Raw genomic sequence first — 14,721 nt, forward strand, 5'->3', positions numbered from 1 at the left:
CTGCGGAGCAAAAACCAGGGAAACCGATGGCTGACGACTCGAACAAGGCTTTTCCAGCAAGTCCGGTGACGCGGGTACCCTTCGCGCTGATGCTGGCAGGCACAGCGGGCGCCGCCGACTCGATCGGCTTCCTCGAATTCTCCCAACTCTTCATGTCGTTCATGAGCGGCAACACCACGCGCTTCGGTGTGGCCGTGTCCGGCTTCGACTGGGACGGAACCACCCGCTTCGCCAGCGTGATCGCCCTGTTCTGCTTCGGCGCCTTCCTCGGCACGCTGATCGCCGCCTGGGCCGGGCGCTTCCGCCTGTCGGTCCTGCTCATCATCCAGGCGGTTCTGTTCGCCGTCGGCCTGCTGGTGCCCTTCGGCACGACGGCCTTCCCGCTCCATGCCTACCCGATCGTGCTGGCACTCGGCATCCAGAACGCGACGCTTCAGGACGAGGCGGGCCGCAGCCTCGCCATCACCTACGTCACGGGAACGGTGGTGCGCTTCGGTGCGGGCGTCGCCAACCTGATCCTGCACAAGCCCGCCCCGTCCTTCTGGCTGCAGGCGCCGCTCTGGGGTGCGCTGAGTGTCGGCGCCGTGGTCGGCGGATTCCTCCACGGATGGTACGGCGAGCGGGCCTTCCTGTTCCCGGCCGGCTTTGCCGCGCTGCTGGCGGTGGTCGCGCTGGTGCTGACGGTCTGGCTCAAGGACACGCCCTACGTCTCGGGCGTCGCCGCCCCGCAGCCCGACGCCCATCCCGAGGCGAAGCCGACGGCGACCGTTCCGGCCGCCGGCTGATCTCTCATCCGTCGTCACCCGGGCCGCCGCGCAGCCGCTTGACGCTGCTGCGGCGGCTCTTTTCGTCGAGGCGCCGCTTCTTCGAGGCCAGGGTCGGCCGGGTGGCGCGGCGCGGCGTCGGCGGCACCGCCGCTTCCGCCACCATCGCCGCCAGCCGCTCGCGGGCATCGGCCCGGTTGCGCTCCTGCGTGCGAAAGCGCTGGGCGGTGATGACGAGCACGCCCTCCCCCGTCAGGCGCCGGCCCGCGAGGCGCATCAGCCGCACCGCCACGGCGTCGGGCAGGCTGCGCGAGCGGCGCACGTCGAAGCGCAGCTGCACCGCGGTCGAGAGCTTGTTGACGTTCTGCCCGCCCGGGCCCGAGGCGCGCACGAAGCTCTCCTCGATCTCGGCCTCGTCGATCTCGATCTGCGGCGTGCAGCGGAGCGCCACGGCGGTCGACCTTTCCGTCCGGCGTTCCGCCTCAACCCGCCTCGCCCGGCGTGCGGGCCCGCACCGCCAGGGCGTGCAGCCCGCGTTTAAAAGCCTCGTCGAGGAGCCCGTTGACGAGCCTGTGGCGCTCGACCCGGCTCTTGCCCTCGAACGCCGACGAGACGACATCGAGCCGGAAATGGGTCTCGCCCTCTGGCCGGGCACCGGCATGGCCGGCATGCAGGTGCGACTCGTCGATCACTTCCAGCGCGGTCGGCGCCAGCTCGGCGTCGAGCCGCCCGGCGATCCAGTCCTTCAGGGTCCCGGTCATCGTTTCCTCGCTGTTTCCCCGCGGCGCGAAGTGGGGTCTCGGACGCGCCGCGAACCTGCCGGTCCGGCCCGATCCGGACATAAAAGCGTCAACCCCGGATCGATGCATGCGGCATCAGGCCCGACGGCCTTGTGTCGGCGCGTCCGCCCCTCATAATCGGCCCGTCATGGATCTCAACTCGCCGCTGTTCGACCGCATCCGCATCAAGCCCACCTGTGACGATCCCAAGCAGGGAGCGAAGGCGGGAACGCGGGCCGGTGCGCGGACGGGTGCCGGCGCCGGGACCGCCGCGGCCGAGGCCGCCTGCGAGGCGACCGGCTGCACGCATCCCGGGCTCTACCGCGCGCCCAAGGGGCGCAAGCAGGAGGGGCAGTATTGGCGCTTCTGCATCGATCACGTGCGCGCCTACAACGCCGCCTACAACTACTTCGACGGCATGAACGACGCCGCGGTCGAGGCCTATCAGAAGGACGCGATGATCGGCCACCGGCCGACATGGTCGATGGGCGTGAACCCGGCGGCCGGCGGTGAGGGCAAAGGCCAGGGCCAGGGTGCCAAGGCAGCGAAGCCCGAGGCCGAGCGCGACTGGGCCTATGCCGATCCGCTCGGAATCCTGCGGGCGAACGGCCTCGGCGGCGGTGCGAACCGGCGCCAGGCGCCCCAGGAACCGCAGCGGCCGCGCCACTCGGCGGCGGTGCGCAAGGCGCTCGATGTAATGGGCCTCGACGAGAACGCCGATACGGCGGCGATCAAGGCCCAGTACAAGACGCTGGTGAAGCGCTTCCACCCGGATGCCAATGGAGGCGATCGCTCGTTCGAGGATCGCCTGCGCGACATCATCCGCGCCCACGACGCGCTGCGCGCCGCCGGGATGTGCTGAGCAGGGGCTGAGCGCGGCGCGACCGCTCCGGCCGCTCGCGACGGGGGATCTCCGCGAGGAAAATCCCGGCCAACATCCCGGGCAACGGGCATCCCGGCTGGCCGGACCGCCGCTGCCGGTGATGTTGGCACAGGGGATGCAGACCCGCGATGCGCCCGAAATGCACCGAGTGCCGGCCTGTCAGGCGGTGCCCGGGGCAGCAAATGTCCGTGCGTGCCCTATATTGTTGGAATACCGCTTCCACGCGGAGCGGGAATCCCGGATGAACCGTCCATCGGTCCGATCCCTCTTTCTGGCTGAGCCCCCTTGGCGATGCCGAGGGGCGGCGATTAAGGAAGGCATCCGCCCGCTTCCGGTCGGGCTGCCCGGCAGGTGAGTTGACGACGAAGATGCGCGGTCGCGCGGGCTCAGGCACGCTTCCGGCCGCCCCGATGAGGTTCCGTATGCTGTCTGACGATACGCCCGCTTCCCTGCCCGACCGCCAGATTTCCGTCCGCGAGGTCTTCGGCATCGACCTTGATCTCAAGGTGCCGGCCTTCTCCGAGACCGACGAGCACGTGCCGGATCTCGACCCGGACTACATCTTCGACCGCGAGACGACGCTCTCGATCCTGGCCGGCTTCGCCCGCAACCGCCGCGTCATGGTCACCGGCTATCACGGCACCGGCAAGTCGACGCATATCGAGCAGGTGGCGGCGCGGCTGAATTGGCCCTGCATCCGGATCAACCTCGACAGCCACGTCTCGCGCATCGACCTCGTCGGCAAGGACGCCATCGTCCTGCAGGACGGCAAGCAGATTACCGCCTTCCAGGACGGCATCCTGCCCTGGGCGCTGCAGAACAACGTCGCCCTCGTCTTCGACGAGTACGATGCCGGCCGCCCCGACGTGATGTTCGTGATCCAGCGCGTTCTGGAGGTTTCCGGCCGCCTGACGCTGCTCGATCAGAAGCGCGTCATCCGCCCGCATCCGGCCTTCCGCCTATTCGCCACCGCCAACACGGTCGGCCTCGGCGACACCTCCGGCCTCTATCATGGCACCCAGCAGATCAACCAGGGCCAGATGGACCGCTGGTCGATCGTCACCACGCTGAACTACCTGCCGCACGACCGCGAGGTCGACATCGTGCTCTCGAAGTCGCCGCACTACCAGAGCGAGAGCGGGCGCGACACGGTGAACCGGATGGTGCGCGTGGCCGACCTCACCCGTAACGCCTTCATGAACGGCGACCTCTCGACGGTGATGAGCCCGCGCACCGTCATCACCTGGGCCGAGAACGCCGACATCTTCCGCGATATCGGCTTCGCCTTCCGGGTGACCTTCCTCAACAAGTGCGACGAGCTGGAGCGGCCCCTGGTGGCCGAGTTCTACCAGCGCGCCTTCGGCAAGGAGCTGCCCGAGAGCGCGCTCAATGTCGCGCTGAGCTGATCGAGTGCCCGTCCCCGCGCTGCGCTCGCGGCGGGGACGGCGCTCGCACCTCCGGGATCGAGGCGATGCGCCGGCCGAGCCCTTGAACTCGATCCGGTCGCGTCCGCGAAGACATGGCCGCGAAGACATGGCGAAGAGATGGCCCTGACCAACCGCCCCAAGACCGGCGATCGCAAGGAACCCGGTGCCGAGCCCCTGAAGCGCTCGGTGGCCGGCTGCCTGCGCGCCATCGCCAAGCGGCCGGATATCGAGGTCACCTATGCCAGCGACCGGCCGGCGCTGATCGGCGACAAGGCGCGGCTGCCCGAGCCGACGCGGCGGATCACCGCCGAGGACGCGGCGATCCTGCGCGGCCATTCCGACTCCATGGCGCTGCGCCTCGGCTGCCACGACACCAGTGTCCACCGCCGGCTCGCCCCCGAGAACGCCGCGGCGCGCGCCGTCTATGACGCGGTCGAGCAGGCCCGTGTCGAGGCGATCGGCTCGCGGCGGCTGGACGGGGTCGCCGCCAACATCACCGCGATGCTGGAAGACCGCTACCACCGGGGCGGCAAGTACGAGAACATCACCGACCGCGCCGACGCGCCGATGGAGGATGCCGTCGCGCTGATGGTGCGCGAGCGCCTGACCGGTCAGAAGCCGCCGCCCGCCGCCGCCCGGATCGTCGATCTGTGGCGCGAGCATATCGAGGCGCGGGCGGGCAAGAACCTCGACGGTCTGCTCGGCTCGATCGAGAATCAGCGCAGCTTCGCCCGCTCGGTGCGCGACCTGCTCTCCTCCCTCGACATGGCCGACGAGACGCCGCTCGATCAGGACGACGAGAGCGACGATGACGAGAACCAGGCCCAGGACGACGAGCAGCAGCCGAGCGAGGGCGAGGCCGAGGAGCAGTCCCAGGGCGACCGGGCCGAGATCGAGGTCAGCGACGAGGCGACCGACGATCTCGACGAGGGCGCCACCGAATCCGCCGACGCACCCTCCGGCGAATTGCCGGAGGAGGCCGAGGACTCGGAATCCGAGGAGGCGTCCGAATCCTGGCGCCCGCCGAGCCAGCGCGGCAACGAGCGTACAGGCCCCGATTACAAGGTCTACAACCCGCGCTTCGACGAGATCGTCGAGGCCGAGGAGCTGTGCGATGCCGAGGAGCTGACGCGCCTTCGCAGCTATCTCGACAAGCAGCTCGCCCATCTCCAGGGCGTCGTCGGCCGCCTCGCCAACCGCCTGCAGCGCCGGCTGCTGGCGCAGCAGAGCCGTGCCTGGGACTTCGACCTCGAGGAGGGCCAGCTCGATCCGGCCCGGCTGGTGCGCGTCGTCACCGATCCGTTTCAGCCGCTCTCCTTCAAGCAGGAGAAGGACACCAATTTCCGCGACACGGTGGTGACGCTGCTGCTCGACAATTCCGGGTCGATGCGCGGGCGCCCGATCACGGTCGCCGCCACCTGCGCCGACATCCTCGCGCGCACGCTGGAGCGTTGCGGCGTGAAGGTCGAGATCCTCGGCTTCACCACCCGCGCCTGGAAGGGCGGCCAGTCTCGCGAAGCGTGGCTCGCCGGCGGCAAGCCGCCCTCCCCGGGCCGGCTCAACGACCTGCGCCACATCATCTATAAGAGCGCCGACGCCCCCTGGCGCCGGGCACGGAAGAACCTCGGGCTGATGATGCGCGAGGGCCTGCTGAAGGAGAACATCGACGGCGAGGCCCTGGATTGGGCGCACAAGCGCCTGCTGGCCCGGCCCGAGCAGCGCCGCATCCTGATGGTGATCTCGGACGGCGCGCCGGTCGACGATTCGACGCTGTCGGTCAATCCCGGCAACTACCTCGAGCGCCACCTGCGCTACATGATCGAGGAGATCGAGACCCGCTCGCCGGTGGAGCTTCTGGCCATCGGCATCGGCCACGACGTGACGCGCTACTATCGCCGCGCCGTGACGATCATCGACGCCGAGGAACTCGGCGGCGCGATGACGGAGAAGCTCGCCGAGCTGTTCGAGGAAGATGGCGGCGTGTCCCGCAGCGGCGGCGGGATGCGGCGGGCGGCCGGACGCCGCTGAAGACCGGATCGCGGGGGATGAGCGCCGGCCGATCGGCCATCATCCCGCGCAGGCCGACCGGCCCGCAGGGCGGTTCGTTTCGAGCGAGGATGCACCATGACCGGTGACGTCAGCGGCGCGCCGCGCCTGCTCCTGAGAATCGAGGGAGCGTCGTTACTCGTCTGTGCTCTCGCCGGATATGCCTGGGCGGGTCAGTCCTGGTGGCTGCTGGCTGCCCTCATCCTTCTCCCCGACCTCAGCATGATCGGTTATCTGGCCGGTCCCAGGATCGGCGCGGTGAGCTACAACGCGGCTCACACCACCACGGTACCGCTTCTGCTGCTGACAGCCTCCTGGGCGTTCGGAAGTCACGCGGCGGCCGGTCTCACCCTCATCTGGCTGGCCCATATCGGGCTCGACCGCGCCGTGGGGTACGGGCTCAAATATGGCACCGGCTTCAACGACACCCATCTCGGACCCCTCGGAAGAGCGGGAGGCAGGTCTCGCCTGAGGTTCCGCCGCGCGTGATGCCCGATGCGGGGCTGCATCCTGGCGTGGCGGCGCGCCGGGAGATCTACTTCTTGCGATCCAGCCCTTCGTCTTCCATGGGACCCAGGATCATGCGGCCCTCGAAGCCGTCGTAGCCGCCGCTGTAGGTGAAGCGGTTGAGCGCGAGCTGTTGCCGTCTCTCAGAGGTCAGTTCGCTGCCCTGGTGGAAGCGGTGTGCGTTCCGGATCTGCCGTTGCCCCTTCGTAGGGGGTGTGCTGTACGGCTTCCGCATTCAGGCGCTCCCTTCGGTCCAGCGTTCGAGCCCGGATTCGCCTTTTAATTAGGCAACCGCACCGCTTCGCGAAAGGTACCCCGGTCCGTGCGGCGTCAGAACGGACTGATTGGAAAAAACCGTAGATAAAGCTCGGCATACTTCCCGTCGTCCCACACCCGCTGCAACGCGTCGTCGAGGGCGCGAGCGAGGGCCGCGTCCTCGGTGCGGGTGACGAAGCCGATACCCTCACCGAAATAGCGGTTCTCCAAGTAGTCGCCGCCGGAATAGCCGCAGCACCCCTCCGCCTCCTGGCCGTTGAGCCAGAGCGCGAGGCTCAGGCCGTCGGCGAACAGGTACTCGACCTCGCCGCGCTTGAGAGCGCTCTCGCCCGCCGACAGCTCGGTGAACGTCTTGCGCGTCGCCTTGGGGAAGTAGGCCTTGAGATAGGCCTCGTGGGCGCTGCCCTCCACGACGCCGATACTCCGCCCGGCGAGAGCGGTCGCCGACGCCGCGGGCAGGTTGCGGTCCCTGCGGCTGATGAAGCGGGCGGGCCAGCGGAAATAGGGCCGTGTCGCCAGGAAGCGCGCCCGCAGACCGGCGGTCAGGGGAATGGCGGCCGCCACCACGTCGCCCTGCTTGTCGGCGAGCGCATCGAGCAGGGTGTCGAAGCGGCGCGCCTGCACCGTGCAGGTGATCGTCAGGCGCTCGCAGACCGCGCGGGCGAGTTCCACGGCAAAGCCCGTCGGCGTGCCGTCCGGTCCCGCGAAGTGCAGCGGCGGGAACTCGTCGTCGGTCATGAAGCGCACCGCCCGCCCGGTCTGCGGCGCCTCGACCCGCTCGCCGCGGGCACGCGGGTTCCAGAAATTCGGGATGGCGATCGCCGGAGCGGGCGTCGAGATCGGCGCCTGTTGTGCCTGAGCAACATAGGTTAACAAAAAGTAAATGGACAGGCCGGCCAGCCACCACAGCCGAGGATGGCGCGTTGACGCCACGGTTGCGCGAGTGGAGCAATACACGCCGACGGAGAGGTTCTGGCCCATGCTTCTCCCTAGCACGGCGCGGGCTTGCAGGGAGCCGTTCCCCTGTCCGACCTTGCCCGCCGTTGGAGCAGCCGGGCTGCTGCGCTCCCGCCGGAAATCGGCTTCCTCGCCGCCGAAGGTGTTCCGCTCGACATCCTGAGCCGGGCCGCCCTCATCGCCCGCCGCTGCAAAGCCGACGCGGCCACCACCCTCCTCAACGAGGGGTTCGTGTCCGAGGCGGTGTTCTATCGCGCGCTCGCCCGCCGGCTCGGCGTGCCCTTTCTCGAGGGAGCGCTGACGCTGGCGGAGGGCGTTTCCCGGTCGCGCTGCTTCGCGGCGGGCGCGGCGCCGCTCGCCAGCGGCGGGGGAGCCGTAGGCATCGTGGCCGCGCCGCGCGGGGCTGCGGTCGCGCGCCTGATCGCGGCGTCGGACCGGCTCGCGCAGCCGCTGGCCATCACAACACCCACCGTCCTGAGGCAGGCGCTGTTCGCCCAACACGGAGCTGCCATCGCCGAGGATGCCTCCGAGGCCCTGCGATGCCGGCGCCCCGAATGGTCCTGCCGGCCGGGCCCGCAGGCGACTGATCTCGCGCTGAGCGGAGTTGTCCTTGCCCTCGTCATCCTGCTGACGCGACTGCCGACGCTGTCGGGCTTCCTCCTGCTGGCGCTCCTCCAGGGATTGATGCTCGCCCTTCTCAGCTTCCGGCTCGCGGCGGCGACGATGGGCGCCGCCGAGATCGTGGAAGGGCCGGCTTCCGCGCCGTCACCGGTGCTGCTGACCGACGATGCTCTCCCGACCTACACGATCCTCGTCGCGCTCTACCGGGAGGCGGCGGTGGTGCCGCGGCTGCTCGGGACCCTGCGCCGGCTCGACTACCCGGCCGCCAAGCTCGACATCAAGTTTCTTCTCGAAGCCGATGACCGCGAGACCGCGGCGGCCTTCCGGGCGGTTTGCCTTCCGGCCCGCTTCGAGATCGTGACCGTGCCGGCGGGGATGCCGCGCACCAAGCCGCGGGCGCTGAACGCGGCCCTGCCGCTCGCCCGCGGCGAGCACCTCGTGGTCTACGATGCGGAGGACGTGATCGCGCCCGATCAGCTTCGCCTCGCGGCGACCCTGTTCGCCCGCGCACCGGCCTCGACCGCCTGCCTCCAGGGCCACCTCGTCATCGACAATCACGGCGACGGCTGGCTGCCGCGTCTGTTCGCCATCGAGTATGCGGCGCTGTTCGACGTGCTCGGCCCGGCGCTGTCGGCGTGGCGGATGCCGACGCCGCTCGGCGGAACCTCGACCCATTTCCGCACGCACGTCCTGCGGGCGCTGCACGGTTGGGATGCGTGGAACGTCACCGAGGATGCCGATCTCGGCCTGCGCATGGCGCGGGCGGGCTACCATGTCGGCGACCTGCCGAGTGCGACCTACGAGGAGGCTCTCGCCGATCCGCGCAAGTGGCTGCGGCAGCGCACCCGCTGGATGAAGGGCTTTCTGCAGACGAGCTTCACGCACGGCCGACACCCGCGCGACCTCTACCGAAGCCTCGGCGCCGCAGAGAGCCTGTGCGTGCTGGCGCTTGTGCCGGGCACCGTCGTCTCGGCGCTGCTCTACCCCTTCATGCTCTTCGGCGGCATCGCCGAACTCGCTCTCGCGCCCGATGCCCCGAACGAGGACGTGCTCGCCGTCTTCGCCCGCACAGCCTCCGCGACGGTGTTCTTCGGTGGCCTTGCTGCGATGTGGCTGCCCGGTCTCGTGGGCTGCCTGCGGCGCGGCTGGTTCGACCTCGTGCCGCTGGTCGCACTGCTCCCGCTCTATTTCCTGCTCGGCAGCCTTGCGGCGTGGCTCGCCGTGATCGAACTCGCCCGGCATCCGCACCGCTGGAACAAGACCGAGCACGGGCTGGCCCGCACCTCCCGCACCGGGGCGCTCGGGCGGCGCCGGCTCGGCGATATCAGATCCGCTTCGACAGCTCCGCCGCCGTCTCCGTGGCCGGCCGGTTGAGGTTGACCGCGCCGACGAAGCCGTTGCGCGCGTCCATCAGGTAGACGAGTGCGGTGTGCTCCATCGTGTAGTCGCCGCCCTGGCTCGGCACCTTCTTGGCATAGGCGCGGAAGGTCTTGATCGCCGCCGCCACCTGTTCCGGGCTGCCGGTGAGGCCGACGATGCGCGGATCGAAGCTCGACAGGTATGTCTTGAGCGATTCCGGCGTGTCGCGTTCGGGATCGACGCTGACGAAGGCGACCTTCAAGGTATCGGCCTTGGGCCCAAGCGCCGCCAGCACGTCGCTGATCTGCTGCAGCGTGGTCGGGCAGACGTCGGGACAATGGGTGAAGCCGAAGAACATCAGGTAGGGCTTGCCGGCGAAGTCGCGCTCGCTGACCGTTGCCCCGTTCTGGTCCACCAGGGTGAAGGGCCCGCCGATGCCGCTCGGGCCGCTCTGCGGATGCTGCGGCACCAGCGTCATCACCAGCGCAACGGAGATCGCCACGAGGCCGGCGACGAAGGCGGCGAGCGGCAGGAGAACGCTGCGGGACGGACGGCGCATGGAGCTCTCGAAGGCGAAACTAGGGGGCCGAGGCGGCTGCGTGGAGTGGACCCCGACACGCGGCAGCGCCGGAAGCGGCAGCCGAATGCGTCGAGGCGCGGACCTCACATCCCAGAGCCCCGGGCGTGCCGCAAGCCCGCGCGACGCCGCAAGGTCTCCGCCCCCCGGGGCCCATGGGGTGTGTCAGGAGGCTTCCGCCCGGAACGCCACGGCCGCGTCCGCGCCGCGGGCATTGTGCCGGCGCAGAGCCTCGCCGACCATCAGAAGCGCGGGTCCTTCGAGGTCCGAGGCCTCGATCCGCCCGGCGAGATCGGCGGCGGTGCCGGCGACCGTGGCCTGCTTTGCCCGCGTCGCGTTGAACACGACGAGGGCCGGCGTCTCGGGCGCCAGACCCTCGGCGACCGCCCGCTCCAGCAGCGCGCGCAGCGTGCGCTTGGGCATGTAGACGACGGTGGTAACGCTCCGGTCGGCGAGCGCGCCCCAGTTCAGATCCTCGGGCAGCGCTCCGCGTCGGTCGTGGCCGGTGACGAATTGCAGGCGCCGGGCCGCGTCGCGGTGGGTCAGGGAGACGCCGAGCGCCGCCGCCGCCCCCTGCGCCGCGCTGACGCCGGGGACGATGGTGCAGGCGATGCCGGCGGCCTCGCAGGCCTCGATCTCCTCGCCGGCCCGGCCGAACACGAGCGGGTCGCCGGATTTGAGGCGCACCACCTGCTTGCCGGACTTCGCCAGCGAGACCATCAGCGCGTTGATGTCGTCCTGGCGGCAGGACGGGCCGTGGCCGGTCTTGCCCACCAGCATGGTCCGGGCCTCGCGGCGGGCGTAGTCGAGGATCTCGGGGGCGACGAGGTCGTCGTAGAGAATCACGTCGGCGTTGCGCAGGGCACGCAGGGCTTTCAGGGTCAGGAGTTCCGCGTCGCCCGGCCCGGCGCCGACGAGGGTCACCGCGCCGCCCGTGGGAAGGGCTTCGGTTTGCCCCAGCAGGTCGGCGAGGTCGGCTTGCGTCGGCGTGCGGTCCGGTTCGGCGAAGGCGCGGTCGGTGAAGCGCTCCCAGAAGCCGCGCCGCTCGGAAAAGCCGTGGAAGCGGCTCGAGACCGCCTCGCGCCAGTCGCGGGCGGCGGCGACCCAGTGCTTGAAGCCGCGCGGCAGCATCGCCTCGATGCGCGCCCGCACCGTCTGCCCGAAGACCGGGGCGGCCCCTTCGGTCGAGATGCCGACGACGAGCGGCGAACGGTTGACGATGGCGCCGAATTTGACGTCGCACAGATGCGGCCGGTCGACGGCGTTGACGATGGCGCCGGCCGCACGCGCGGCCGCGACGAAGGCGACGCACTCCTCCTCGTCTTCCATGGCGCCGATGGCGAAGGCGGCGCCCTGGAGATCCTCCGGCGTCCAGCGCCGCTCGTGCAGCGTCACCGAACCGGCGGCGATCTCGGCCGGCACGCCGCGCAACTCCTCGCTCGGCTCCTCCGCGTAGACGTCGACCCGGGCGCCGGCGGCGGCGAGCAGCTTCACCTTCCAGGGCGCGCCGCCGTTGGAGCCGGCGAGCACCGCCCGCTTGTCCTGAAGCGGCACGAACACGGGCAGCACCGCCAGCGGTTCGAGGCCGGCGCGGGTTTCGCGGGGTTGGCGGGGCGTGCTCATGCGGTGCGCTGTACGACTCGACTGACGAATGCGGCTCCGACCCCTCATTCCAAGGTGCCGGAGCGTCGCGGAAGGCTCCGAAGGAAGGCTTCCAGAGCCGACCCTACCCCGAACCTCTGCTCGATGCTGCATCGCAGCACCTCGGGTCGAGGGCAAGAGGACGACGGGATTGGCCGAAACTGCGCCTACGCGGCGCTGCGCGCAAGCGCCGGCGAGAGAAGCTTGCGGATCTCAGGGATGCACGAGCCGCAATTGGTTCCCGCCTTGCAGGCCGCGCCCACCGTCTCGACCGAGCCGGCCCCGGCGGCGATGGCCGCGTTGATGACGTCGCGTCCGACGCCGTGGCAGGCGCAGACCACCGGACCGGCCGAGGCCGCCGCCGCGCGGCCCGAGAGCAGGGCGCGCCGGTCGATCGCCTCGAGGTCGGCGGCAGCGAAGACCCCCTTGGCAATCTCCCAGTCCGGCCGCCGCTCGCCCGGCGCCACGCTCAGCGCCGCGACGAGGCGATCCCCGCGGTAGACGGCACAGCGATAGAGCCCGCGGGCGTGATCGACGTACTCGGCCAGTTCGTGGCCGGGGAACAGGCCGCGCACGGACAGAGCCATCTCCCGCGAGCCCTCCTGGGTCGCGAACAGCAGGCCCGAGCCGCCCTGGACGGTGGCCCGCGCCCACCACCAGCCGGCGGGCGCCGCCTGGGCATCCCGTGTCAGGAGATAGCCGCGGGAGCGATAGGACACCGCCTCGATGGAAGCCGGCGTCGCCTTCAATTCGGGCTGGCCCGAGATCGGGTCGGGGATGCCGCGGGCGAGCGCGGCCGCGCGCCCGTCCGAGGCGGTCATGTCGCTCCAGTGCATCGGCGCGAAGACCGAGCCCGGCCGAACGCCGTCGGTCACGGTGACTTCGAGGGTCGCGCTGCCGAGGTCGGTGGTGAGGCGAGCAAAGCCGCCGTCGCTCAGATGGTAGCGGGCCGCGTCGTCGGGATGGACCTCGACGAAGGGCACGGCGCGGTGCGCGGAGAGGCGCTGGCTTTTGCCCGTGCGGGTCATGGTGTGCCAGTGGTCGCGGATGCGGCCGGTGTTGAGCACGAGTGGGCGCTCGGCGGTCACGGGCTGCGCCAGCGCGGGGGGCTGAACCGCGACGAAGCGGGCGCGTCGGTCGAAGGTGTAGAAGCGCCCGTCGGCGAAGAGCCGGGCGCGGCCCTTCTTCGCCTCCGGACCGCGCTTCGGCACCGGCCACTGTACCGGCAGATGGGCGTCGTAGGCGCGCTCGCTGATCTCGGAGAGGCCGCCGAGGTCGAAGTCGCGGCCGCCCTCGTTCTCGAAGGCCGAGAGCGCGGCGTGCTCGCGGAAGATCTCGGCGGCGGAGCCGTAGGCGAAGGCCTCGCCGTGGCCGAGGCGGCGCGCGACGTCGCACAGGATCGCCCAATCGGCCCGTGCCTGACCCGGCGCCTTCAGGAAGGCGCGCTGGCGCGAGATGCGGCGCTCGGAATTCGTCACCGTGCCGTCCTTCTCGCCCCAGGCGAGCGCCGGCAGCAGCACGGTCTTCTTGCCCGTGGCCCGGGCGCTGTCGCTGGTCGCGACGGCTTCCGAGACGACGTAGAGATCGAGCCCCGTGATCGCCTCGCGGATGCGGTCGGCCCGCGGCATCGAGACGACGGGGTTGGTGCCGATCACCCAGAGCGCCTTGATTTTCCCCCGCTCGATCGCCTCGAACAGCGCGACGGCCTTCATGCCCTCGCCGGTGATGATGTTGGGCGCCTTCCAGAAGCGGCGGACGCGATCCACCTCCTCGGGCGCGAAGTGCATGTGGGCGGCGAGCATGTTGGCCAAGCCACCGACCTCCCGCCCGCCCATGGCGTTGGGCTGGCCGGTGAGCGAGAGCGGGCCCATGCCGGGCCGGCCGATCCGCCCGGTGGCGAGATGGCAGTTGATGATGGCGTTGCCCTTGTCGGTACCCTGGGCCGACTGGTTCGCTCCCTGGCTGAAGGCGGTGACGACCCGCTTCGTCCGGGCGAACAGCTCGAAGAAGGCCTGCACGTCGGCCTCCGCGAGCCCCGTGGCGCGGGCGGTCGCGGCGATGTCCGGCGCGATCTGCCGGGCGCGCTCCAGGGCGCCCTCGAAGCCGGCGGTGTGCTCCTCGATGAAGCGCCCGTCGAGCTTGGTCTGGCCGGCGAGATAAGAGAGCAGGCCGGAGAACAGAGCCGTATCGGTGCCGGGCTCGAGGCCGAGGTGGAGATCGGCCTCCTCGCCGGTCTGCGTACGGCGGGGATCGACGGTGACGATCCGGGTGCCGCGGTTCTTCCGGGCATCCATCATCCGCCGGAACAGGATCGGATGGCACCACGCGGCGTTCGAGCCGACCAGCACGATCAGGTCCGCCTCGTCGAGATCCTCGTAGCAGCCGGGCACCGTGTCCGAGCCGAAGGCGCGGCGGTGGGCGGCGACCGCCGAGGACATGCACAGCCGCGAATTGGTGTCGACGTGCGGCGTGCCCAAAAAGCCTTTCGCCAGCTTGTTGGCGACGTAATAATCCTCGGTCAGGATCTGGCCGGAAAGATAGAAGGCGATCGCGTCCGGTCCGTGCCGCTCGGCGATCCGCCGGAGGCCGCCGGCCACGGTGCCGAGCGCGCTTTCCCAGGTCGCGGTCTGCCCGTCCACGGTCGGATCGAGCAGCCGGTCGCCGAGATCGACCGTCTCGCCGAGCGCCGAGCCCTTGGAGCAGAGGCGGCCGAAATTCGCCGGGTGATCGGGATCGCCGGCAATCGCGACGCCGCCCTGCCCGTCCGGAGTCGCGAGCACGCCACAGCCGACGCCGCAATAGGGGCAGGTCGTCTTCACCGCAGGCGCGGTGAGAGCGGGGGCGGGCTGAGACATCGCGAATCCTCGACGGATTTTTTCGTCAC

General features: G+C 70.4%; 13 protein-coding genes. 6 read left to right on the forward strand and 7 right to left on the reverse strand.

From position 1 onward, the window contains the following. Nucleotides 1-26 precede the first annotated feature (26 nt). Complete coding sequence (locus HNR01_RS11755) at nt 27-785, forward strand: YoaK family protein (protein ID WP_096486163.1); 759 nt, start codon at nt 27-29, stop codon at nt 783-785. Between the two features lie 4 nt (nt 786-789). Here HNR01_RS11755 and arfB read toward each other — a convergent pair whose 3' ends face one another. Further along, entirely contained in the window at nt 790-1,215 is a 426-nt protein-coding gene (gene arfB / locus HNR01_RS11760) for an alternative ribosome rescue aminoacyl-tRNA hydrolase ArfB (RefSeq protein ID WP_017486475.1), read from the reverse strand. Between the two features lie 31 nt (nt 1,216-1,246). Next, a complete protein-coding gene (locus HNR01_RS11765; protein ID WP_183667850.1) occupies nt 1,247-1,525 on the reverse strand; it encodes a BolA family protein in 279 nt (92 codons plus the stop codon). A 166-nt stretch (nt 1,526-1,691) separates the two neighbouring features. On the opposite strand from HNR01_RS11765, the gene HNR01_RS11770 reads away from it, so the two are divergent. The 4 genes from HNR01_RS11770 to HNR01_RS11785 all read left to right on the forward strand — a co-directional run bounded on the left by HNR01_RS11770 (nt 1,692) and on the right by HNR01_RS11785 (nt 6,388). Then, nucleotides 1,692-2,405 (forward strand): J domain-containing protein, encoded by a 714-nt coding sequence (locus HNR01_RS11770; protein ID WP_183667851.1) that lies wholly within the window; start codon nt 1,692-1,694, stop codon nt 2,403-2,405. Nucleotides 2,406-2,848: 443 nt separating this feature from the next. Beyond that, a complete protein-coding gene (gene cobS / locus HNR01_RS11775) occupies nt 2,849-3,832 on the forward strand; it encodes a cobaltochelatase subunit CobS (RefSeq protein WP_183667852.1) in 984 nt (327 codons plus the stop codon). 138 nt (nt 3,833-3,970) lie between these two features. Next, nucleotides 3,971-5,881: a cobaltochelatase subunit CobT gene (gene cobT / locus HNR01_RS11780; RefSeq protein ID WP_183667853.1), complete on the forward strand. Its 1,911-nt coding sequence runs from the start codon at nt 3,971-3,973 to the stop codon at nt 5,879-5,881. A 96-nt stretch (nt 5,882-5,977) separates the two neighbouring features. Continuing rightward, complete coding sequence (locus HNR01_RS11785) at nt 5,978-6,388, forward strand: DUF4260 domain-containing protein (protein WP_183667854.1); 411 nt, start codon at nt 5,978-5,980, stop codon at nt 6,386-6,388. 46 nt (nt 6,389-6,434) lie between these two features. Here the strand turns inward: HNR01_RS11785 and HNR01_RS11790 are convergent, their stop codons facing one another. Together HNR01_RS11790 and HNR01_RS11795 are read right to left on the reverse strand one after the other, a co-directional pair. Further along, nucleotides 6,435-6,641 carry a hypothetical protein gene (locus tag HNR01_RS11790; RefSeq protein WP_183667855.1) on the reverse strand — a complete coding sequence of 69 codons (207 nt, stop codon included), beginning with the start codon at nt 6,639-6,641 and terminating at the stop codon, nt 6,435-6,437. Between the two features lie 95 nt (nt 6,642-6,736). Continuing rightward, nucleotides 6,737-7,663 (reverse strand): transporter substrate-binding domain-containing protein, encoded by a 927-nt coding sequence (locus HNR01_RS11795; RefSeq protein ID WP_183667856.1) that lies wholly within the window; start codon nt 7,661-7,663, stop codon nt 6,737-6,739. A 96-nt stretch (nt 7,664-7,759) separates the two neighbouring features. On the opposite strand from HNR01_RS11795, the gene HNR01_RS11800 reads away from it, so the two are divergent. Further along, nucleotides 7,760-9,634: a glycosyltransferase family 2 protein gene (locus HNR01_RS11800; RefSeq protein WP_183667962.1), complete on the forward strand. Its 1,875-nt coding sequence runs from the start codon at nt 7,760-7,762 to the stop codon at nt 9,632-9,634. Here the strand turns inward: HNR01_RS11800 and HNR01_RS11805 are convergent. From HNR01_RS11805 to HNR01_RS11815, 3 genes are all read right to left on the reverse strand, one after another. Further along, nucleotides 9,585-10,178 carry an SCO family protein gene (locus HNR01_RS11805; protein ID WP_017486465.1) on the reverse strand — a complete coding sequence of 198 codons (594 nt, stop codon included), beginning with the start codon at nt 10,176-10,178 and terminating at the stop codon, nt 9,585-9,587. The two genes, HNR01_RS11800 and HNR01_RS11805, sit on opposite strands and share 50 nt — an antisense overlap. A gap of 183 nt (nt 10,179-10,361) precedes the next feature. Next, a complete protein-coding gene (cysG, locus tag HNR01_RS11810; RefSeq protein WP_183667857.1) occupies nt 10,362-11,819 on the reverse strand; it encodes a siroheme synthase CysG in 1,458 nt (485 codons plus the stop codon). Between the two features lie 185 nt (nt 11,820-12,004). Then, nucleotides 12,005-14,692, reverse strand: coding sequence for a nitrate reductase (locus tag HNR01_RS11815; protein WP_183667858.1), 2,688 nt, complete (start codon nt 14,690-14,692; stop codon nt 12,005-12,007). Nucleotides 14,693-14,721 lie beyond the last annotated feature (29 nt).

The sequence above is a fragment of the Methylorubrum rhodesianum genome (genome assembly GCF_014199985.1).
GTDB lineage: Bacteria > Pseudomonadota > Alphaproteobacteria > Rhizobiales > Beijerinckiaceae > Methylobacterium > Methylobacterium rhodesianum.